A 22,416-nucleotide genomic window follows, 5' to 3' on the forward strand; every position below is an offset into this window, starting at 1 on the left:
TTTATGCAATAACTCCTAATAATTTAAAGATTGCTGAAATAACTACCATTCCAAGGAATGAGATCAATAGAAAAACTACTACTTTCAAAACTCCTTGTAAAATACTTGTACCGTTAAAAATATTTGCCTCCATAATAAATGAGAATTAAAAAAATTACTAAATAATACTAATTATGGATTTGGGGTGCACCAAGCAGCCCGTAGGTAGGATAAAATTTAAAGCAATATAAAATTACTATTTTTTATTTAAAAATCAGCCTTTTTTCTATAATAAAGTTAAAAATTAAGGAAAGTTTTTGTAAATGTCTAAAAAGTAATGGGAGATTAAGCAGTAAAATCAGGTTTAATTTTATAGAAATATTAGATCTTCTTCCAGAAGAATGGCGTTAAAATGATAAGAACCGTAAATAATTCAAGCCTTCCCAATAACATTAAAAAAGAACACCACCATTTTCCGGCAACAGGTAGAGAGTCATAATTATTTAAAGGGCCTAGATCTCCAAAAGAGGGTCCTACATTTCCTAAAGAGGAAGCAGCTGTGCCAATGGCCGTTTCAAAGTCTAATCCCATCAACCCTAATATAAGAGCTCCAATAACAAAAAGTAACATATATAAAATAAAGAACCCCAATATATTAAAAACAATGTCACTGGAAACCGATTTGTTATTATACCTAACTGGAATTACCGCATTGGGATGCAACGTTCGCTTAAATTCTAAGAGTCCGTTTTTAATCATCAATAAATGGCGTACCACTTTCACACCTCCAGAAGTAGACCCAGCAGACCCACCCAAGAACATCAAGCCAAAAAAGAATACGGTTAAAAAGGGTGCCCATGAAGTGTAATCAGCAGATACAAAGCCCGTAGTAGTAATTACTGCGATTACCTGAAACAAAGCATGCCTGAATGCGCTTTCTAATTCTCCCCATATCTGCGGATGATATGCAGAAACAGCAACATCTGATTCAAAATAAATAATAGCTGCGGTGACAACGCTAAAAATGAAGATAAACAAACTGTAGAATTTAAACTCTTCATCTTTAATGATTTTTTGAAATCTCCCTTTGAATGCAAAATAACTCAAGATAAAGTTAGTACCCGCTATAAACATAAACAGAATTACAATATATTGTATCATTGGGTTGGTGTTCCAATGCGCAAGACTCGCATTTTTAGTAGAGAATCCTCCGGTAGAAAGCGTGGCCATAGAATGATTAACGGCATCAAAAATAGACATTCCGGCTACTTTTAAAAGGATGGTTTCCGCTACGGTAAATCCAAAATAAATAAGCCATAACCTTTTAGCGGTATCTGTAATTCTTGGATGCAGCTTATCAGAACCGGGGCCTGGAGCTTCGGCAGCAAATAACTGCATGCCTCCAATACCTAATAATGGCAATATAGCAATAGCCAAAACAATAATTCCCATTCCACCAATCCAGTGAGTAGTACTTCTCCAAAAAAGAATGCCTTCTGGTAAAGATTCAATATCATTAAGAATAGATGCTCCTGTAGTTGTATAACCAGACATAGTTTCAAAAAAGGCATTGGTGATGTCTGGTATTTCTTTGGAGAATAAATAAGGTAACATTCCAGAGATCGTCATGAAAATCCAGCCAAATGTTACAATAATATATCCTTCCCTTTTCTTAAGCTCTTTTTTATGATCTCTTGTAATAAACATCAAGAGTGTTCCCGAAAGTAAGGTGACAATGCCTGCTAATGAAATATCAAGTGTTGCACCATCCTCATAAATACCACTAACAATAGCAGCTAGTAGCATGAACCCACCGTTAAAGAGTAGGAGCAACCCCATAATATGCAGAATGATTCGGGTATTAAGCCTTAACATGATTAAAGAAATAATTTTTCAACCTTAGCAATAGCTCTAGGTAAGCTACATACTACCACCCGGTCTCCGGGCACTATAGTAAAATCACCCAAGGCAATAATGCCCACTCCATCTCTAATAACTCCCCCTATAATAGCCGATCTTGGAAAATCAATATCTCTAATTGCCTTCCCTGTCATCCCAGAATCTGGTTTCACAACAAATTCTAATATTTCCGCATTTAAATTATTAAGTCTGGTAAGTGCAACTACTTCTCCTCTTCTTATATGTCTAAAAATATTATTTGCTGCTAATAGCTTTTTATTGATAAGCGTATCTATGCCAATAGAATGTGAAAGTTGAAAATAATCCATGTTTTCTACTAGCGCAATTGTTTTCTTAATGCTTTTAGATTTAGCAACCAAGCAAGACATAATATTGGTTTCTGAGTTTCCAGTAACAGAAATAAAAGCATCTATATCATCAATATTTTCTTCTTCTAATAACTCTACATTGCGGCCATCACCATTTATAATAAGGGCATTGGGCAACATGTCTGCAAGATCAAACGCCTTATCCCGGTCTTTCTCAATAAGTTTTACCTTAAATTTATTTTCGCAAAGATCTCTGGCAGTCTTAAACCCTATTTTACTACCACCAAGAATCATTACATTTTTAATGTCTTCCTTGATCTTTCCGGTGAGTTTATAAAGCTCTTCAACTCCTTCTTTTGAGGTAATAAAATAAGCCTGATCTCCTTCTTTAAAAACGGTATCTCCTCTTGGGATTAAAGTATATTGTGTTCCAAAACGTTGAATTGCAATAGGAATAAAATGAAGTTCAGGGAATATTTTTGCAGCTTCTTTTACCGCTTTCCCTACAAAAGGTGCGGTACGTTGTAATGAGGTTCCCACCATTATGAGCGCACCATCTTCAAATTCATAACTATCATTAAAGGCAGATTGATCTAGCAATAATTGAATCTCTTCCGCGGCTAACTCTTCAGGAGAAATTAATTCGTCTATTCCAAGTTTGGCAAAACCTAACTCTTCCTTATGGTCTATAAATTCTGTATTTGAGATTCTGGCGATGGTTCTTTTACAACCTAATTGTTTTGCCAGCACACAAAGAGTAATATTTGTAGTTTCAGACGAAGTGACTCCTATGACCAGATCGGAGGTGTCTATTTTGGCTTCTTTAAGCATACTAATAGAAGTAGCATCTCCTTTAATAACTTTTATATCAAGATGAGAGTCTGCGTACGCAAGACTTTCCTTTTTATTATCGATGAGCGTAATATCTTGGGATTCATACGAAAGTAACTTAGCTAAATGAAACCCTACTTCACCAGCACCTGCAATTATAATCTTCATGTGTAAGTAATCGCTGTTTTTGCTTTGCAAATATACATTAAAAATAGATTCTAAAAGAGTGCTGTAAGCTTTACTTACATTACCTTCTTTAGACAAATAACTATATAGTATCTTTGCATAAACAAAATTTTGGCATGTCAAAGAAAGTGAAGCCCTATAAGGATTCTGATCTTGGTAAGAAAGAGCAGGTAACACAAATGTTTGATAAAATTTCTGGAGAATATGACGGTCTCAACCGGGTAATTTCTTTTGGAATTGATATAAAATGGCGTAAAAAAGTGGTTGCTATTGTAACCAATAGCAATCCATCATCTGTACTTGACATTGCTACTGGCACCGGAGATTTGATTATTAGTTTGGCCGAAAGTACAGCAAAAACGCTCACAGGATTAGATATTTCTCCAGGCATGTTAGAGATAGGAAAAGAAAAAATTAAGCAGAGAGATTTATCGAACCGAATTGAAATGCTAATTGGTGATAGTGAAAATATGCCCTTTGAAGACAATTCATATGATGCTGTGACCGTTGCATTTGGTGTTAGAAATTTTGAAAATCTTGAGAAAGGATTAAAAGAAATATACAGAGTACTCAAACCAGGAGGTAAATTTGTTGTTTTAGAGACCTCAGTCCCTACTAAAACTCCCTTTAAACAAGGATATGGACTGTACACTGGAAAAATAATGCCTGCTATCGGTAAATTGTTTTCCAAAGACCGTTCTGCGTATCAATATTTATCAGATTCTGCAGCAAATTTTCCTTATGGAGAAGCTTTCAACAATATTTTACGTAAAACAGGGTTTATTAATGTGGAAGATATTCCACAAACCTTTGGAGTGGCCACTATTTATGTTGCTTCAAAATAGTAAATGATTTCGCATTTATGAAAAGACATTTGTTTTCGGTTCTTTTTGGTGTATTAATTACGTCAATGTCATATAGCCAGTTTAACGAGAATCCTGTACTCAATCTTGAAAACTTTGATAAGCAGCGAGTACACTGGGGATATTTTCTTGGTTTTAATCAATACGATTTTAAATTTGATTATAACGAAAATACAGGGGATGTATTAGTAGCTAAAACAACAGGGTTTAATGTAGGTCTTATAGGAAACCTTAGGCTTAATGAATATTTCGATCTAAGATTTGAACCAGGTTTATATTACACGCAGAGAGATCTTGGTTTTCCTAATTTTACGGATGAGAGTGACTTTTTAAGAGAAGTGAGATCTACGTATATTCATTTCCCATTGTTGATTAAGGCGAGTACCAAAAGACTAGGCAATTTTAAACCTTACATTGTAGGAGGGGTTTCTACTTCTATTAATTTGGGAAGTAATGAAGATAGTAGAGACGATAATAGTAATGGTACCTTTAGAATGAAACGCTCTACGTATTATTACGAAATAGGTTTTGGTATTGACCTTTACCTATTTTATTTCAAATTTTCACCTTCTATAAGAGGTGTATTTGCTTTTAATAATGAGTTGGTGCCAGATGCGGACCCTAATAGCCCTTGGACTTCCAATATTAATGGGATGTATAGTAGAGCATTATTTATCAATTTTACCTTTGAATAGTACTCCTTCTAAACTCACTTAAAATAACTGCGGCAGCAGTACTAACATTAAGGCTTTCTGTAGCCTGTATTTTGCCAAATCTTGGAATCGTTATTTTATGATCTAAAAGCGCATCTACAACAGAGGATATACCATTTGCTTCATTTCCTAAAACAAGCACCCCTTCTTTGGGTAAAGAAGTATTGTATATAGGAGTTCCTTCCATCACTGCACCAAACACAGGTAATTTTGTTTGTTTTAAAAAAACGTCTATTGATTCATATACGACATGAACCCTAATAAGCGAACCCATAGTTGCTTGTACTACCTTTGGGTTGTAGCAATCAACAGTATCTTTACTACAAACTAATTGTTCTACCCCAAACCAGTCGCATAATCTTATAATGGTGCCTAAGTTCCCTGGGTCTCTAATACCATCTAATGCAACTATAAGACCGGTATTTACAATAGGGCTAGGTTTACGTATTTTAAAAACACCTAAAACTTTATTAGGGGTGGTTAATGCACTAATTTTTTTTAAAGTTAACTCACTAACCAGCGTTTCATTCACTTGAAATTCATCTAAAATGCCTGCTTCGGATACGTATAACGATTCCAGTTCAAAAGAAGAATTTAGAAATTCTTTTACCACTTTTAATCCTTCGGCAATAAAAAGACCGTATTTATAACGATACTTTTTTTGTTGAAGACTGGTCAATAATGTTCTCCGGTTTTTGCTAACCATACAAATAGTGTATTTTTGATTCGGATTTTTAAATCTATAACATTCATCTTGAAACACCTCTTGGCAAAAATAGCTGTAATCTTTTTAATTATAAGCCTAACCGCCTGTAATGCTGTAAAACGAGTAAATGATGATGAATTATTGTTAACTCAGAATACGATTATTGTTAATGATGAAAAAATTAAAGATGATGATTTAAATAGTCTACTCTATCAAAAGCCTAACAGTAAAATTTTAGGAATACCTTTACGATTACATATTTATAATTTCGCAAAAAAAAATCCCGATTCTTCTTTTCTAAATTGGCTTGCTAAAAATCCGAAACGTTTAAAAAGATTGGAAAATCGTTTTTCTGGCAAACAAGTGGTTCAGATGAAGCATTCTTTTTCAGGAATTAATAACTGGATTAAAGAAACCGGGGAAGCTCCAGTAGTAATAGACCCTAAAAAAGCAGAAAAATCAGCTAAAAGACTTAGGCTTTATTATGAAAGTCGCGGATACCTTCAAAATGAAGCTGATTTTAAAATTGATAGTAGCAATCAGCATAAAAAAAAGAAGCGTGGCACCATTAATTATACCGTTAAAACAGGTGACCCTTATTTTTTAGATAGCATTTCACATAATATTATCTCTAAAGACCTAGATTCTCTTTATAAATTGTATGAAAAAGAATCACTCATCAAAAAAGGAGATCAGTTTAATGTGCTCACGTTTGAAGCAGAACGCAATAGGCTGACCAATATTTTTGCTAATTCTGGTATTTATCGTTTTCAGCCAACTTCTATTAATTTTGACGTAAAGATAGATAGTACACCTGGCAGTAAAGATTATAAATTACCTATTACCCTACAAATAAGTAATTTTTTTGATAGGGTTGATGGGCAGTTAATTGAAAATGAATATAAGATACACACGGTAAAAAATGTAAATATTTATGCTGATTATAACTTCAATGAAAATAGAGATTCTTTAAAGTATCTAGACTTTGATAACTATAGAATTTTCTATAAAGATAAACTGAGATACAGACCGGAAACACTTACCAATGTAATGGCTATAGTTCCAGGAGATGTTTATAAGGAGAAGAACAGGATGGTTACAAATCAGCAAATTGGAAACCTGCGCACCTTTAAGTATCCAAACATAGAATATATTTATGCAGATACTACAGACAATCAATTAAATACCAATATATACCTTACAGCAAGACCCCGTTTCTCTTTAGGATTTAATACAGATGTATCTCATTCAAACATTCAGGATTTTGGAGTTTCATTTAGTACGTCTCTTATTAGTAGAAATGTTTTTAGAGGCGCAGAAACATTAGAAGTAGCAGCAAGAGGAACTTTGGGTTCGTCTAGAGAAGCAAATAATTCTGAAGATAGATTTTTCAATATTTCCGAAATAGGAGGTGATATTAGACTCAACTTCCCCCGCTTCTTTTTTCCTTTAAAAACAGAAAAGCTAATACCAAATTATATGCTTCCGGAGACGCGTATTTCAGTGGGTACCAGTATTCAAACTAATATTGGGTTAGACAAGCAAAGCTTCAACAATGTTTTACGGTATAGCTGGACGCCAGATCAGACAAAAAAGAATGTAATTGAATTGGTGAATATTCAATACATACGTAATGTAAATATTGATAACTTTTTTAATGTTTATGAAGATACTTACAACCGTTTAAATGAAATTGCAACAGAGGTAGGATACCCAGCAGGCGATAACTTAACGATCCCGGAAGAAACAAATCAGTTTATTACTGATGTCTTAAACAATAATGTTTCAGGAATTCCCGATGGTTCTGAAGACTTCAGAGATGTTTTAAATATTAGTGAACGCCAAGAAAGACTCACAGATAACAACCTTATTTTTGCCTCCAGTTTTACACACACCAGAAATAACAGAGTAAATTTTGAAGATAACAGTTTTTCTCAGTTTCGTTTAAAACTTGAATCCGCAGGAAACGTTCTTTCTGCTGCCTCAAAAATAATAGATTTTGATCAAGATGAAAGTGGAAACAACCTTGTTTTTGGAGTACAGTATTCACAATATATAAAAACAGAATTTGACTATGTTAAATATTGGGAACTAGGTAGTAAGAAAGAGGTACTCGCCTTTAGGAGTTTCTTTGGTTTTGCCATTCCCTTTGGAAACGCAAATAGTATCCCATTTTCACAAAGTTATTTTGGAGGAGGTTCTAATGATAATCGTGCATGGGCTGCCTATGCCCTTGGTCCTGGCACTACTAGGAATTTTAATGATTTTAATGAAGCGAATCTTAAGCTGGCTTTCAATCTGGAGTATAGATTTAACATTTTCGGAAGCTTTAACGGTGCTTTTTTTGCTGATGCCGGAAACATCTGGAATGCCTTGGATAATGTTACAGATGAAAAAGCAGTTTTTGAAGGGTTTTCATCTCTGGAAGAACTGGCATTAGGTACTGGTTTTGGACTGAGATACGATTTAAGCTTCTTTGTTATAAGATTTGACACAGGCTTTAAAACATATAACCCAGCTAATGAGCTAGGCAAAAGATGGTTCAGAGAATATAATTTTGGAAGAGCTGTGTTTAATATTGGGATTAATTATCCTTTTTAAGCATTATTATTTTATTACTTTTGTAAACTGTCAACTAACTAACATAATATGAGTCATAACATCAAGCCCGGTGTTGCCACCGGCAAAGAAGTACAAGAAATTTTTGCCTATGCAAAAGAGAAAGGTTTTGCCCTTCCCGCAGTAAATGTCATAGGATCTAACAGTATTAATGGAGTTTTAGAAACCGCCGCTGAACTTAATGCTCCAGTAATTATTCAATTTTCTAATGGAGGAGCCCAATTTAACGCCGGTAAAGGTCTTAGTAATGAAGGTCAAAAAGCAGCCATTCAAGGAGCAGTAGCAGGAGCTAAACATGTACATGAATTAGCAGAAGCTTATGGAGCTACCGTAATTTTGCATACAGATCACTGCGCAAAAAAATTACTTCCTTGGATTGACGGTTTGCTAGATGCAAGTGAAAAACATTTTAAAGAAACCGGAAAGCCCCTTTTTAGTTCACATATGATTGATCTTTCTGAAGAACCTTTAGAAGAGAATATTGAAATATGTAAAACCTATCTTGAGCGAATGAGCAAAATGGGTATGACCCTAGAAATAGAATTAGGAATCACGGGAGGTGAAGAAGATGGCGTTGATAACTCTGATGTGGATAGCTCTAAATTGTATACGCAACCAGAAGAAGTTGGGTACTCATATGAGGAACTTAAAAAGGTGAGCGATCAATTTACGGTAGCAGCTGCATTTGGAAATGTTCATGGTGTTTATAAACCAGGAAATGTAAAACTTACACCAAAAATTCTTAAAAATTCTCAGGACTATATCCAGAAAAAATACAATACCGGTTCTAATCCTGTTGATTTTGTTTTTCACGGAGGATCTGGTTCTACAGAGGCTGAAATTCAGGAAGCTATTGGATATGGTGTTATAAAAATGAATATTGATACTGACTTACAATTTGCTTTTACAGAAGGAATTAGAGACTATATGATCAATAAAAAAGACTATGTTTCAACTCAAATTGGAAACCCAGACGGTTCAGACGAACCCAATAAAAAGTATTACGATCCTAGAAAATGGCTTCGGGAAGGAGAGGTAACATTCAAAGCACGTTTGAAAAAAGCATTTGAAGACCTTAATAACGTGAATACACTTTAAATCATAAATTTAAATAAGTATTTCCAACGTTTTACATATCCTGCATAAGGAACCTATAGAATTATTGCGAAAATCAAATTTAAAATAAATGGCCTGGTTTAAACGAACAGAAAAAGGAATCCAAACCTCAACAGAAGAGAAGAAAGACACCCCTAAAGGTTTATGGTATAAATCGCCTACTGGTAAAGTGGTAGAAGCAGAGGAACTTGCAAAAAATTTTTATGTAAGTCCTGAAGACGACTATCATGTAAGAATAGGAAGTAAGGAATATTTTGAAATTATTTTTGACGATAATAAATTCAAAGAACTTGATGCCGGATTAACTTCAAAAGATCCATTGCGATTTGAAGACACTAAAAAGTATGCAGATCGCCTTAAGCAAGCAAAAGAAAAAACAGGACTAAAAGATGCGGTTCGCGCAGCGGTAGGGAAATCTATGGGTAAAGAGCTGGTTATTGCTTGTATGGATTTTACATTTATAGGAGGTTCTATGGGAAGTGTAGTGGGAGAAAAAATAGCAAGGGCTATAGACTACGCAATTCAAAAAAAGATCCCTTTTATGATGATCTCTAAATCTGGTGGCGCTAGAATGATGGAGGCAGCACTTTCCCTAATGCAGCTTGCCAAGACTTCTGCAAAACTTGCTCAATTATGTGATGCAGGTATTCCGTATATTTCTCTATGTACAGACCCTACTACGGGAGGTACAACTGCATCTTATGCGATGCTTGGAGATATTAATATTGCAGAACCAGGAGCACTTATTGGATTTGCAGGACCAAGAGTTGTTAAAGAAGCTACGGGTAAAGAGTTGCCAGATGGGTTTCAAACTTCTGAATTTCTGTTAGAACATGGTTTTCTTGATTTCATTGTGCATCGTAAAGAATTAAAAAAGAAAGTAAATTTATATATTGACTTGATTCTTAACAAAGAAGTAAGAACATAAAAAAAGCCCCGTCCATTAAACGGGGCTTTTTCTTTTTAGTCTCTAAACCTTCGTAGGTTTATCTCTTTTGTTGTTCCATCTGGATAGGTAATTACCGCTTTATTATCACAGCTTCCATCTCCAAAATCTATGGTAGCCGCATTGCCGTTACGACTAATTTCTAATACTCCACTTACCAGGAAACGACATGCCAGCTCTCTTCTTAAAGCAGTTAGTACGGTTCTTTTCCAAGTGTTGCCTAACCTATTTGTGTAGGTAGCATTTCCTGTAATCAGAAATACATTATCTCCCCAAGTACCGGAACCGTATCCTTCAATCCATTCTCTAGTACGAGTGCCAATAAAAGATGCCGTGTCTCCGTTAGGCCAGGTAGCTCCAAATCTCGCTTCTGCTGTAGATTGAGGATTTCCATTTTCGTTAGAACGCATACGGGTGATAGAAGAACTTCCTTCTACACTTACTCCATTAAAGACAAAGTTTTCCAAAGAAAATGTCAAGACTTTAGTCATCGCTTCCATGTCTTTAGAATAAGAGAGATAAATGGTGCCACTTACTACATTCCCATTTCTAAGTTCACAATTATCTGCAAACTCAATAGTTAATTCTTTGGTAGTGCTTGTGATTACCCTTGTAATCGTTACACAGTCTGGCAAATAATCGGAAACATAATTGCTTCGGGAAAGCGTGGCAATTTCATCTGCTGCATAAACGTCTTCCACAACACCGTTTACCTCTTCAGAAATGAGGTCTACCTCGTCCATTGCATTTAATTGTTCTTCAGAGATAACTTCATTATCATCTAATGTAACATCTTCATTGTTACAACTTGTAAATACAAATACTGCTAACAACAGTAATTGTAGCTTTTTGAGTACTACTTTCATAATGTAAATGGTTTTAATGTTTGCTATTAAGACTCTTTACTTTTAAAAAGGTTTAAAACGATATTAAAAAAATCTAATTCATAAAATTCATAAAATTATTTTTATATTTGCACGCTGATAGAAAAACTATCAACATACATAAAAATCATTTAAATAATATTGGCATGTATCTTACAAAAGAAGTAAAGAAGGACATTTTCACAAAACATGGTGGTTCTGAGAGCAATACAGGTTCGGCAGAAGCACAAATTGCTTTATTCACGCATCGAATAAATCACCTTACAGAACACCTTAAAAAAAATCGTAAAGATTTTAATACAGAACGTTCTCTGGTAAAACTAGTAGGTAAGAGAAGAAGCTTACTAGACTATCTTATAAAGAAAGATATTGTACGTTACCGTGAAATTATAAAAGAACTTGGACTTAGAAAGTAAATTAAAAAGAGGCTTCTTGCCTCTTTTTTTATACAAATCAACGTATACTAAAGTTCAACAAAATTGAGTAAAGCTCAACATGAAAGCAGAAAGGCTTTCAGACTAAAAGCTGAATATATTGGTTTTTCATTGGGTCACAACAACTACAACAACACAACGCCCATTGTTTAATTAATTTAAAAAAATTTATGATTCCTGAAGTAAAACAAGAAATTATCGAATTAGGAGACGGTAGGACGATCTCCATCGAAACGGGAAAATTAGCGAAACAGGCAGACGGCTCTGTGGTAGTGAGAATGGGTGATGCCATGTTACTTGCTACGGTAGTATCTGCACGTAAAGCTTCACCTGTTGACTTTTTACCTTTAACGTTAGATTATCGCGAGAAATTCGCGGCTGCCGGAAGATTCCCAGGGGGCTTTTTTAAACGAGAAGCCAGACCAAGTGATTCTGAAGTGCTAACGATGAGGTTGGTAGACCGTGTGTTACGCCCACTATTCCCAAAAGATTATCATGCTGAAACACAGGTGATGATTCAATTAATGTCTCATGATGATGAAGTAATGCCAGATGCACTTGCGGGACTTGCAGCATCTGCCTGTATTCAACTTTCCGATATTCCTTTTGAATACCCTATTTCAGAAGTTCGTGTGGCAAGAATCAATGGCGAATTTGTCATCAACCCAAGCAAAACACAACTAGCGGAAGCAGACCTTGATATGATGGTAGGTGCTTCTATAGATTCTGTTGCTATGGTAGAGGGAGAAATGCTAGAGGTTTCTGAAAAAGAAATGGCCGATGCAATTAAATTTGCACATGAAGCTATTAAGGTACAATGCCAGGCGCAGTTGAGCCTCGTAGAGAAAATGGGAGGTAAGAAAGAAACCCGTGAATACGAAGGAGAGAAAGAGAATGAAGAAATGGCAAGCAAAATACATGAGTTTGCGTACGATAAATGTTATGAGATTGCCAAAGAAGATACTTCTAAGCAGGAAAGAGGAGAGAAGTTCTCTGAGTTAAAAACTGCTTGTGAAGAATTATTTACCGAAGAAGAACTGGAAGAAGACGGTGATTTGATTGGTAAGTATTTTGGAAAAGTGCAAAAAGAAGCGGTAAGAAATCTTATTCTTGATGAAAAAATAAGACTTGACGGAAGAAAACCAGAAGATATAAGACCTATTTGGTGTGAAGTACCATTTTTGCCTTCTACTCATGGTTCTTCTGTATTTACTAGAGGAGAAACGCAAGCACTGGCAACGGTTACACTAGGAACTTCTAGAGAAGCCAATATAATTGACCGCCCAACAGATCAAGGGGAAGAACGTTTTTATTTGCATTATAATTTTCCTCCTTTCTGTACAGGTGAGGCAAGACCTCTAAGAGGTACTTCCCGAAGAGAAATAGGTCATGGTAATCTGGCACAACGTGCTTTGAAAAATATGATTCCTGAAGATTGTCCATATACGGTGAGAATAGTTTCTGAAGTATTAGAATCTAACGGTTCTTCTTCAATGGCAACTGTTTGTGCTGGTACAATGGCGCTGATGGATGCCGGTGTGCAATTAAAACAACCTGTTTCTGGTATTGCCATGGGGCTTATCTCAGATGGTGAGCGCTACGCAGTTTTGTCTGATATTTTAGGTGATGAAGATCATTTAGGTGATATGGACTTTAAAGTTACTGGTACCGCAAATGGTATCACTGCCTGCCAGATGGATATCAAGATTAAAGGATTGTCTTATGAAATTCTTGAAAATGCTTTAAATCAAGCAAAAGAAGGAAGACTTCATATTCTCAATAAACTTACAGAGGCTATTCCTTCTGCAGCTGAAAATGTAAAAGCACATGCTCCTAAAATAGTTAAAATGGAAATTCCAAAAGACTATATTGGTGCAGTGATTGGACCTGGTGGAAAGAATATTCAAGCGCTACAAGCTGAAACGGAAACAACAGTTGTTATTGAAGAAGATGGAGACGTAGGTATTGTTGAGATTCTTGGGGTAAACCAAGATGGTATAGATAAGGCTATTGAGCGCGTTAAAGGATATACTTTTGAACCTAAAGAAGGAGAAACGTATTCCGTTACGGTAACCAAAGTTCTTGATTTTGGTGCAGTAATTGAGTTTGTTCCTGGTAAAGACTCCCTGTTACATGTTTCAGAAATTGCCTGGGAACGAACTGAAAATGCAGCAGATGTTCTAAAAGTAGGGGATGTTCTAGACGTTAAATACATTGGTCTTGATCCAAGAACCAAAAAACCTAAAGTTTCTCGTAAAGCTTTATTGCCTAGACCTCCAAGAAAAGAGCGTCCAGAAGGTGAAGAAAGAAGAGATGATAGAAGGCGTAATGATAACAGAAATCGTGGCAACGACAGAAATAGAGATCGCGATAGAAAACCAAGACCTGATACTAATAGAGACGATTCTTAAAGATTCTATTATTTAGTGATAGTAAAGAGGCCGTCTAAAAAGATTTAGGCGGTCTTTTTCTTTTTTAGCTACTTTGGAATTTTAGAGATTTGCTTTGTGAAAGTTGGTGGTTATTCGTTAATTGAACAAAGAACAAGGATTTTATAGTATTTTTTACACCCTTAGGCTTAGCTTTTTAAGATTATGTGCCAAGGCAATCAGCCCAAATTCAGTTTCTACCTTTTCCCTTCCTCTTAACATAAATCTTCTAAAGCCCATATTTTGTTTGATATTACCAAAAATAGCTTCAATATCCCAACATCTTTTCCCTCTATGGGCGATTCCTTGTTCGGATAAGAGTTTTTCGTTAGCTGTTTGTTTCAGGCGTGTCAAATTATGGTTTCGTTCTACAATTCTATTTCCTTTAGCCTTATGGCATAAGGAGCGAATCGGACAGCCCTCACAATTTTGTGCCTGATAGCGATGGATGGTTTGAATAAATCCGTTAGCTGTTTTGTTTTGATAGCTTCCAATACATGGCTTGTCCCATAGGACAGTAATAAGAATCGGTGTCCTGATGGTAATAGAGCTTATCAACGGCAAAGGGCTTTTTGACTTTCCCGGATGTAGCTTCCTGCTGTTCTTTATGAAAGTAGTTGTATTTTACGAAGGCCTCAATATCCTTGTTTTCTAAGTATTGATAATTTTCCTCACTGCCATACCCTGCGTCAGCGGTAAGGGTATCGGGAGTTTGCCCAAAGCTGTCTTTAAATGCTTGCACATGGTTCTTTAAAGTAGTGGTGTCATTTGGTTTTTGTTCCAGGGTGTAATGAACCAGAAACTGATTGTTAGAAGCCCCTTGAATATTATAAGATGCTTTTAACTGACCGTTTTTCATGTGGTCATCTTTCATCCTCATAAAGGTAGCATCGGGATCGGTCTTACTATAGCTGCCCCTATCCTGTAAAAGTGCTTCTTGTTTATTGTACTTCGCCACATTAAAAGGCCAGTGTTTTTTTGCATAGTTAAGTTTTTGCTTAACGGCTTTGTCCACTGTTTTACCTTCCAATGCCTTATTGATACTATCAATGGCTCTGGTAACTTGCTCTGGGTCTATGGCTTCAAAACTATCCGGACCTTTAGGGGTTTGTTCTTCTTCGGCATAGACCATCTCTACGTAAGCCCACAATTCCTTTAACTGCTTTTTAATGCGTGCGCGAGAAGTTTTAGGGCTCTTAGCCCAAACAAAGGTATAGCGGTTGGCATTGGCCTCAATCTTGGTCCCATCCACATAAATATCTTTCAAACTTAAATACCCCTGCTCACACAATAACAAAACTACCTGATTGAAAATTTTTTTGAATTTTCCTTTGAGCTTACCCGAACGAAAGTTGCTAATCGTATTATGATCTGGAGTTGCCTGACCAGAGAGCCACATAAAATGAATGTTCTCTGACAAAGCCTGCTCTATTTTACGAGAAGAATATAAGTTACGTAAATAGGCATACACTAAAATTTTCAATAATACTTTGGGATGATAACTTGAGGTTCCACCACCTTTATAAGTAGCTTCAATACTACTCAAATCAACCCTATCTAAAATAGTGTTTACAATACGAACCTGGTGGTTGGCAGGAGCCAGGTCATCATAACTAGGGGGAAGTAAACTTAATTGACCTTGATGATTGGTCTTCCAGACTTGTGTGCGTTTCATATCTAAAAATACAAAGCACAAACACCTTATTCAAAAAAAAAAAGAAGCTGCCTTTTTAGACAGCCTCTTTTAGCTTTTGTTAAAACAACATTACTTATTAGGATACGTATACCCTAAGATACTTTCCAGATGATAACCATCAGCACCACTGCCCATTTCACTGTAATCTGTTGTATAGAAATGAAAATCCTTACTGGGACTGTAATAACGGTATAAAGCAACCCTGTCACGGCTATTTGAGGAAAAAACGTAGCCTGCAACCCCTTCATATCTGAATCTTGAATTACCATTTCCTAACTCATTAAAATTAATTGTATAAAAATGATTTCCATTCTTGGTATTGTAATATCTATAAACCGGTTTTCTTCCGGTTCCACCATTTGGGTACATTCTGCACATAATACCCTGTGAAGTAAAAAAGCTATTGCCTTCACGCACTTCATTATAATTTCTTGTATAAAAGTGTCCGCCACTCCCTTTTCTATATCTCAGAAAAACATCTCCCCTGTCTCTAAACCGTCCGTAAAGGTTATAAAGGGCTATCTTGTCTGTAAGGATAAAAGGGCGATTAGCACTACCCGATGTACAGGCCAGCATCCATGAATTTGGAGTATTCCCATTACCAGTTCCGGCTACAGGGTTGACACCACCTAGGGTGTCATCAGCTCTTGGAGATCCTCCGCAACTATAACTAATATCTTTATAATCCATATGCCTGAAACCAATACAATGTCCAATCTCATGAGTTACTACCGACACCGTATTTCCGGGAGGTTTACTTGTATTGTAGTATTTGTTATTCATTTTAATTTCATAATAAGGAGCACCATAACTTGGTAATCCGGCAGTCGCGTAAGAGCCAGACTCAACATATGGAGAAAGAAATATTTTGATATCAGCTCCTGATAAACTTGTTGTGGTCGTAAAGGTCAATCTTAGCTTTAGTGCATTGTACCTGCCAAGTGCTTCTAAAATACGATTTCTCATCGCACTACTGAATTTGGTATCGATCCAAACCTTAATGACCCGTGAGCTACCAGTACTAACTAGATCATCTGTAACATAATGCCTGTTTGTAACCTCTCCCTGTTTCTCCAGCATTTTGTCAATTTGATTTTCGGTAATTTTAATATCACCTTCTACAATATAACCATCTTCATATGGATAGCTATATTCATCTACAACAAACCCAAGTTTTTGAAGCTTGTTTACAATGTGATTCGGTATTTTGACCGAATTGACTTCTCTATTGTCATCAGAAGTCAGATCTTCATGCTGGCAGGAATGCAATACAAATAAAAGTGCCAGTAAAGGCAATTTGAAAAATTTTGTGATTTTCATAACATTGGTAGTAATTAAGTTAATAATACCAAGTTATGCAGCTTTAAATTTCATAGCAATCAGATTGTAATAAATGCGAAAATCCGAGTGATTTTCAAAAATTTCTATTCTCAATATTTCTTTAAATAGACGATAGTGATAACATCTGTTATTATTTCTCAATGTAACTATTTAAAAATTAACTGTTTCTATGGTAAACTGCAATCCTAATAGCATTAAGAGGCTGCCTTTTTAGACAGCCTCTTTTGTTTTCTTTACCTACTAAAATATTCTGTATTTTTAGCCAAAATAGATCAACATATGAATTTCAAATGGTTTTTGTATAGTATTTTTCTCTTTTCCGGATTTATGTATGGTCAAGAGCGATTCAAAGATTCTATCTTCTCTGAGATATCCGTAAAGACGTATCCTTATGCAACTAAAGATTCAACCATTCTTGAATTTGATTTTTACCATGCAAACAAAGATACTTTAACCAAAAGACCTCTTTTTGTTTTTGTTCATGGAGGTGGGTTTTCTTCGGGTAAAAAAGACCATCCAGAAATTATTAAATTAGCAAAGCAAATTGCCTCCAGAGGGTATGTAGTAGCATCTGTCTCTTATAGACTCACAAGAAGGGGAAAAAGCTTTGGATGTAATTGTCCTAGCGAGGAAAAAATCGCCACATTTCAAGATGCAGGTGAAGATATAATGGATGCCGTTTTGTTTATGTTAGCTAGGACCAAATTATTCCAGATAGATAACGAAAAAATTATTTTAAGCGGAAGTAGTGCCGGTGCAGAGGGCATTTTAAACCTCACCTATAATAAAGACCTGCTCTTTAGAGATCAAAAACAATATGACTCTTTTAAACCTGCTGCAGTAGTTTCTCTAGCGGGTGCAATTCTAGATCAACGCTATATTACGAAAGAAAATGTAGTTCCGGGTATCTTTTTTCACGGTACTGCAGACCCTTTAGTTCCCTATGCTTCTGGTGCGCATCATTACTGCAAAAAAGACCAAATAGGCTATCTAATGCTGGATGGATCTGCTAGTATTGTTTCTAAATTAGAGAAACTTGAGGAAAGTTTTTTGTTTTATAGCTTTGTGGATGCAAATCACGATGTTTTTAAAATTCCATTCAAAAGGCTTCAGGAGATACTCTCATTTATGCATAAGGTAGTAATTAACAGGAAATTTCATCAAGCTAAAATCACAGTAAATAAAGGAGAATAATACTACTTTTTAAGGCTGTTCTAAAATAAATAATATTTTTTTTGTAACATTTTCTTGTTACCGTACGTATAACCATATAAGAATTGTATTTATTTATCATTAACAGAAGGAGAGGAAATTAAATGAGACAACTTAAAATCACTAAGCAGGTTACCAATAGAGAAACTGCTTCCCTAGACAAGTATCTTCAGGAAATTGGTAAAGTTGACCTTATTACTGCAGACGAAGAAGTAGAATTGGCACAACGTATTAAGGCAGGAGACCAGATAGCTCTTGAAAAGCTTACGAAAGCAAATCTTCGTTTTGTGGTATCGGTAGCCAAGCAATACCAAAATCAAGGACTTACACTTCCAGACCTTATTAATGAAGGGAATCTTGGATTGATTAAAGCTGCACAACGTTTTGACGAAACCCGGGGATTTAAATTTATTTCCTATGCCGTATGGTGGATTAGACAATCTATTCTTCAGGCATTGGCAGAACAATCTAGAATTGTGCGTCTGCCACTTAATAAAATTGGATCTATCAATAAGATCAATAAAACCTATGCTTTTTTAGAGCAAGCTCACGAGCGTATTCCATCTGCAGAAGAAATTGCAAAAGAGTTGGATATGACCGTAAATGACGTAAAGGAATCAATGAAGAATTCTGGTCGTCACGTATCTATGGATGCTCCCTTGGTTGAAGGGGAAGATTCAAATCTATACGATGTATTGAGAAGTGGTGAATCACCAAATCCAGATAGAGAACTTTTGCATGAATCTTTACGTACAGAGATTGAGCGTGCGCTTGAAACTCTTACACCTCGTGAAGCAGACGTTATTAGATTATACTTTGGTTTGGGAGACCAACACCCAATGACCTTAGAAGAGATAGGAGAGACATTTGACCTCACAAGAGAACGTGTACGTCAAATAAAGGAAAAAGCAATTAGACGCTTAAAGCACACTTCCAGAAGTAAAATCTTAAAGACCTATTTAGGTTAAAACATTAATTTTTTAGATTGCAAAGTATTTTTTGTATTTTGCTGCTAGAAGAAAATAGTTTTAAACGCATAGATGATTACAACAGTTTATCATAACTGTTCGTTTTTTGATTGATGAATGACCCCGGCTGATTACCGGGGTTTTTTCATGGGTATATTTTAATATTCAACCGCTACTGTTGCAAACAATTAATTTCTGCTTCTATTATTGCTTTGCTATCTTTGCAGTATAATTGTTTAAGCACTAATTTATGAGTTCTACCCTTATTGCACCTTCTATTCTTGCAGCGGATTTTGCGAACCTACAAGACGATATTGAAATGGTTAACAAAAGTGAAGCAGACTGGTTTCATATTGATATTATGGATGGTGTTTTTGTACCTAATATTTCTTTTGGAATGCCCGTATTAAAATCCATTACAAAGTATGCTCAAAAAACAATAGATGTACATTTAATGATTGTAGATCCAGATCGTTATATAGATACTTTTGCATCATTAGGAGCTAATATACTTACAGTTCATTATGAAGCATGTACACATTTACATAGAACATTACAGGCCATTAAAGCGGCAGGAATGAAAGCTGGGGTGGCTTTAAATCCACATACTCCGGTTCATTTATTAACAGAGATTATTCAAGATATAGATTTAGTATGTCTTATGAGTGTAAATCCTGGGTTTGGTGGACAATCTTTTATTGAACAAACGTATTCAAAAGTGGCTGCTCTTAAATCCTTAATTGAGGAGAAGAGATGTGAAACGCTTATCGAAATAGATGGAGGGGTTACCTCAGTAAATGCAAAAAAATTAGCAGATACTGGCGCAGACGTCTTGGTTGCCGGAAGTTTTGTTTTTGGAAGTAAAAACCCTACGGATACGATTACTGCTCTTAAAAAACTTGTTTCGTGATGCAGCTTTTGGATGTTATTATTATTGGCGGCGGCCCCATTGGTATTGCAGCATCTATAGAGGCTAAGCGTAAAGGACTTTCTTCTATAATTATTGAAAAAGGATGCATAGTGAATTCCCTTTTTAATTATCCTGTGAATATGCAGTTCTTTTCTACTTCGGAAAAGCTTGAAATAAATGATATTCCATTCATAAGTAAAGAAAATAAACCAAAAAGAGCAGAAGCATTAGAATATTATCGAAGAATTGTTACCTCAAATGACTTGCCTATTAGATTATTTGAGATGGTTACTTCGGTTGAAAAAAAAGACAATAATACCTTCAAAGTAGGCACCAATAAAGACACGTATACATCACGTTTTGTTATTGTGGCTACGGGGTTTTATGATATTCCAAATAGACTAGAAATACCTGGGGAAAATCTTCCTAAAGTGACTCACTATTACAAAGATCCTCATTATTATGCCGGACAAAAGGTAGCGGTAATTGGGGCTAGTAATTCTGCAGTAGACGCTGCTTTAGAATGCTATAGAAAGGGAGCAGAGGTAACTATGATAGTTAGAGGGGAAGCCATAGGGAGACGCGTGAAATATTGGGTAAAACCTGATATTGAAAACCGTATTTCAGAAGGGAGTGTGAAAGCCTTGTTTAATAGTGAGGTTATAGAAATTCGTGAAAAAGAATTGGTGGTCAAAACGAATGATGAAACACAAACAATCTCAAACGATTTTGTATTAGCACTTACTGGTTATGAACCCAATTTTGAATTTTTAAGAAAAATAGGAGTTGCCTTATCAAACGATGAAAAAAAATATCCAAAATACAATCCAGAAACAATGGAGACCAATGTAGAAGGGATTTACCTAGCTGGAGTTATTTGCGGAGGCATGGACACTCATAAATGGTTTATTGAAAACTCAAGAATACACGCAAAGCAAATTGTTGAAGATATTGTTGATAAGATTAGAGTTTTACAGTCTTAAAAATCTTGGAGATAAATTAATTCAAACAAGAACACACGCTCAATAATACATCAAAAAACCCCTGAACAAAGGCCAGAGGTTTTATGTGAATGATCTTAGGTATGTGATTAGTTATATTTAGAAAGGTTTATAACCAAACTTCTGGCCTCCTACTGAGGCATCTGCCATAAGCCCCGCTTTAGGTAAAGCGAAAACTGCTACCCCGTCTTTATATTTTGCATTAATAGAAACGCCAGACTTTAGAGCAACCGCAGAAGCACCCGCTTCAAATTCAAAATCACCATCTTTAAAATCTTTTAGATCTTTCTCTGTTTCAAAAAAAATAACTTCAATTATTGCCTGTCCGCCTGCTTGTAAACCAATATTCAACTTTTTGAGATTTGCAGCGCCTACCGCAACCTTATTCTCATAAAGTATTCCGTTACCAGAGGCTCCACCAATAATAAAACCACCTTTACCCACATTTGGAAAAATAACATACCCAGCAGAATCTTCAAAAAATTCTTCTAGATCTGGCACTTGTTCTAAAATTGTTTTCTTAGCCTTCACGGCATCTTTCATTATCTTTTTATCTTTAGTACTTTGTGCATAAATCAGCCCACTATTAAAGATTAAAGTAACAATTACTAGTATTTTAAAGATTTTCATAATTTATATTTTAGTTAGGTATTTAACAAAGGTAAAGATTCCGTAAATACATACGATCTCACAGTAAGCTTTGGTTGTTATTTACTCAGGTTTTCGCATTAATATCTCTAAAACTTCACTTTAATGAAGACAATAACTTTTCATGATTTAATTGTAAATTAAAAAACATCTGAAATCAGCTAAAATTCGGTTTCAATTAGAATAAAAATCAGCCGCTTATTCAATTCATAGCGTCTTTAAATTTTAGCGAATATTTTAATCTGAGCTTATGTATTTCTAGTTGCATTTAATCCAGAAATTTCTGTTTTTTAAGCACTAAACTTGTTTAACTTATTAGATATCAGTTTTCCGAATTAGTAAACTCCAATTAGAACTATCTTTTTACAATGTACTGAACCTAGCGTAAATGTATCTTACTGAAATTTTTACCCTTAAACATTTTAAAAATTTAGATACTTCTTATTTTCTTCTTGCCAAGTTATTCTTTATAAAATAACCTTGGAGTGTTTTTTTCGTCTTTTTAAATTTTCCTGCAAATTCCCTATGATAGGAATTTCCTGTGTGAATCTAATCAAAATAGTATTATCGAAGTATTTTTCATATTCATTTCAAAACATATCTAAGGATGGTCTTTTTTGTGAATGTGTGTTTGAATAGAACAGAAATAGATACCTACAATAAGGTTCTTCTGCATAAATAATGTCTTTTTAAAAAATCTTTTGGG

18 protein-coding genes and 1 pseudogene are annotated in these 22,416 nt (G+C 35.3%); 11 read left to right on the forward strand and 8 right to left on the reverse strand.

All coding sequences use genetic code 11. The features are described 5' to 3' along the window. Position 1 precedes the first annotated feature (1 nt). From WBG07_RS13750 to trkA, 3 genes are all read right to left on the reverse strand, one after another. Positions 2–133, reverse strand: coding sequence for a hypothetical protein (locus tag WBG07_RS13750; RefSeq protein WP_340202098.1), 132 nt, complete (start codon positions 131–133; stop codon positions 2–4). 227 nt (positions 134–360) lie between these two features. Further along, the gene (locus WBG07_RS13755) at positions 361–1,854 is read right to left on the reverse strand and encodes a TrkH family potassium uptake protein (protein WP_340202099.1); all 1,494 of its coding nucleotides are present in this window, start codon (positions 1,852–1,854) and stop codon (positions 361–363) included. 2 nt (positions 1,855–1,856) lie between these two features. Continuing rightward, positions 1,857–3,206 (reverse strand): Trk system potassium transporter TrkA, encoded by a 1,350-nt coding sequence (gene trkA / locus WBG07_RS13760; RefSeq protein WP_340202100.1) that lies wholly within the window; start codon positions 3,204–3,206, stop codon positions 1,857–1,859. Between the two features lie 134 nt (positions 3,207–3,340). On the opposite strand from trkA, the gene ubiE reads away from it, so the two are divergent. Both ubiE and porT read left to right on the forward strand, forming a co-directional pair. Further along, positions 3,341–4,069, forward strand: coding sequence for a bifunctional demethylmenaquinone methyltransferase/2-methoxy-6-polyprenyl-1,4-benzoquinol methylase UbiE (ubiE, locus tag WBG07_RS13765; protein ID WP_340202101.1), 729 nt, complete (start codon positions 3,341–3,343; stop codon positions 4,067–4,069). A 17-nt stretch (positions 4,070–4,086) separates the two neighbouring features. Next, on the forward strand, positions 4,087–4,782 hold the full coding sequence (gene porT, locus WBG07_RS13770) for a type IX secretion/gliding motility protein PorT/SprT (RefSeq protein ID WP_340202102.1): 696 nt from the start codon (positions 4,087–4,089) through the stop codon (positions 4,780–4,782). Here porT and WBG07_RS13775 read toward each other — a convergent pair. After that, positions 4,769–5,506, reverse strand: coding sequence for a TrmH family RNA methyltransferase (locus WBG07_RS13775; RefSeq protein ID WP_340202103.1), 738 nt, complete (start codon positions 5,504–5,506; stop codon positions 4,769–4,771). The two genes, porT and WBG07_RS13775, sit on opposite strands and share 14 nt — an antisense overlap. A 48-nt stretch (positions 5,507–5,554) precedes the next feature. Between WBG07_RS13775 and tamL the strand changes: the two genes are divergently transcribed. The 3 genes from tamL (at position 5,555) to accD (ending at position 10,169) form a co-directional block, all read left to right on the forward strand. Then, a complete protein-coding gene (tamL, locus tag WBG07_RS13780; protein ID WP_340202104.1) occupies positions 5,555–8,107 on the forward strand; it encodes a translocation and assembly module lipoprotein TamL in 2,553 nt (850 codons plus the stop codon). Positions 8,108–8,155: 48 nt separating this feature from the next. Then, positions 8,156–9,223 (forward strand): class II fructose-bisphosphate aldolase, encoded by a 1,068-nt coding sequence (gene fbaA / locus WBG07_RS13785; protein ID WP_340202105.1) that lies wholly within the window; start codon positions 8,156–8,158, stop codon positions 9,221–9,223. A gap of 88 nt (positions 9,224–9,311) precedes the next feature. After that, entirely contained in the window at positions 9,312–10,169 is an 858-nt protein-coding gene (accD, locus tag WBG07_RS13790; RefSeq protein ID WP_340202106.1) for an acetyl-CoA carboxylase, carboxyltransferase subunit beta, read from the forward strand. Positions 10,170–10,204: 35 nt separating this feature from the next. Here the strand turns inward: accD and WBG07_RS13795 are convergent, their stop codons facing one another. Beyond that, entirely contained in the window at positions 10,205–11,053 is an 849-nt protein-coding gene (locus WBG07_RS13795; protein ID WP_340202107.1) for a hypothetical protein, read from the reverse strand. A gap of 164 nt (positions 11,054–11,217) precedes the next feature. Between WBG07_RS13795 and rpsO the strand changes: the two genes are divergently transcribed. Further along, positions 11,218–11,487 carry a 30S ribosomal protein S15 gene (rpsO, locus tag WBG07_RS13800; protein ID WP_340202108.1) on the forward strand — a complete coding sequence of 90 codons (270 nt, stop codon included), beginning with the start codon at positions 11,218–11,220 and terminating at the stop codon, positions 11,485–11,487. A gap of 188 nt (positions 11,488–11,675) precedes the next feature. Next, on the forward strand, positions 11,676–13,916 hold the full coding sequence (locus WBG07_RS13805) for a polyribonucleotide nucleotidyltransferase (protein ID WP_340202109.1): 2,241 nt from the start codon (positions 11,676–11,678) through the stop codon (positions 13,914–13,916). Positions 13,917–14,069: 153 nt separating this feature from the next. Here WBG07_RS13805 and WBG07_RS13810 read toward each other — a convergent pair. Together WBG07_RS13810 and WBG07_RS13815 are read right to left on the reverse strand one after the other, a co-directional pair. After that, a pseudogene (locus WBG07_RS13810) lies at positions 14,070–15,609 on the reverse strand (IS1182 family transposase). Positions 15,610–15,699: 90 nt separating this feature from the next. After that, positions 15,700–16,950, reverse strand: a complete 1,251-nt coding sequence (locus WBG07_RS13815) for a M57 family metalloprotease (RefSeq protein WP_340202110.1) — start codon at positions 16,948–16,950, stop codon at positions 15,700–15,702. A gap of 300 nt (positions 16,951–17,250) precedes the next feature. Here WBG07_RS13815 and WBG07_RS13820 point away from each other — a divergent pair, with 300 nt between their 5' ends. The 4 genes from WBG07_RS13820 (at position 17,251) to WBG07_RS13835 (ending at position 21,044) form a co-directional block, all read left to right on the forward strand. After that, positions 17,251–18,165 carry an alpha/beta hydrolase gene (locus tag WBG07_RS13820; RefSeq protein WP_340202111.1) on the forward strand — a complete coding sequence of 305 codons (915 nt, stop codon included), beginning with the start codon at positions 17,251–17,253 and terminating at the stop codon, positions 18,163–18,165. 122 nt (positions 18,166–18,287) lie between these two features. Then, a complete protein-coding gene (locus WBG07_RS13825; protein WP_340202112.1) occupies positions 18,288–19,151 on the forward strand; it encodes a sigma-70 family RNA polymerase sigma factor in 864 nt (287 codons plus the stop codon). A gap of 250 nt (positions 19,152–19,401) precedes the next feature. Then, positions 19,402–20,061 (forward strand): ribulose-phosphate 3-epimerase, encoded by a 660-nt coding sequence (rpe, locus tag WBG07_RS13830; RefSeq protein WP_340202113.1) that lies wholly within the window; start codon positions 19,402–19,404, stop codon positions 20,059–20,061. Then, entirely contained in the window at positions 20,061–21,044 is a 984-nt protein-coding gene (locus WBG07_RS13835) for a YpdA family putative bacillithiol disulfide reductase (protein ID WP_340202189.1), read from the forward strand. The genes rpe and WBG07_RS13835 overlap by 1 nt, the downstream gene beginning before the upstream one ends. A gap of 117 nt (positions 21,045–21,161) precedes the next feature. Here WBG07_RS13835 and WBG07_RS13840 read toward each other — a convergent pair whose 3' ends face one another. Beyond that, entirely contained in the window at positions 21,162–21,692 is a 531-nt protein-coding gene (locus WBG07_RS13840) for a lipid-binding SYLF domain-containing protein (RefSeq protein WP_340202114.1), read from the reverse strand. Positions 21,693–22,416: the final 724 nt, after the last annotated feature.

The sequence above is a fragment of the Ascidiimonas meishanensis genome (assembly GCF_037782385.1).
Lineage (GTDB): Bacteria > Bacteroidota > Bacteroidia > Flavobacteriales > Flavobacteriaceae > Ascidiimonas > Ascidiimonas meishanensis.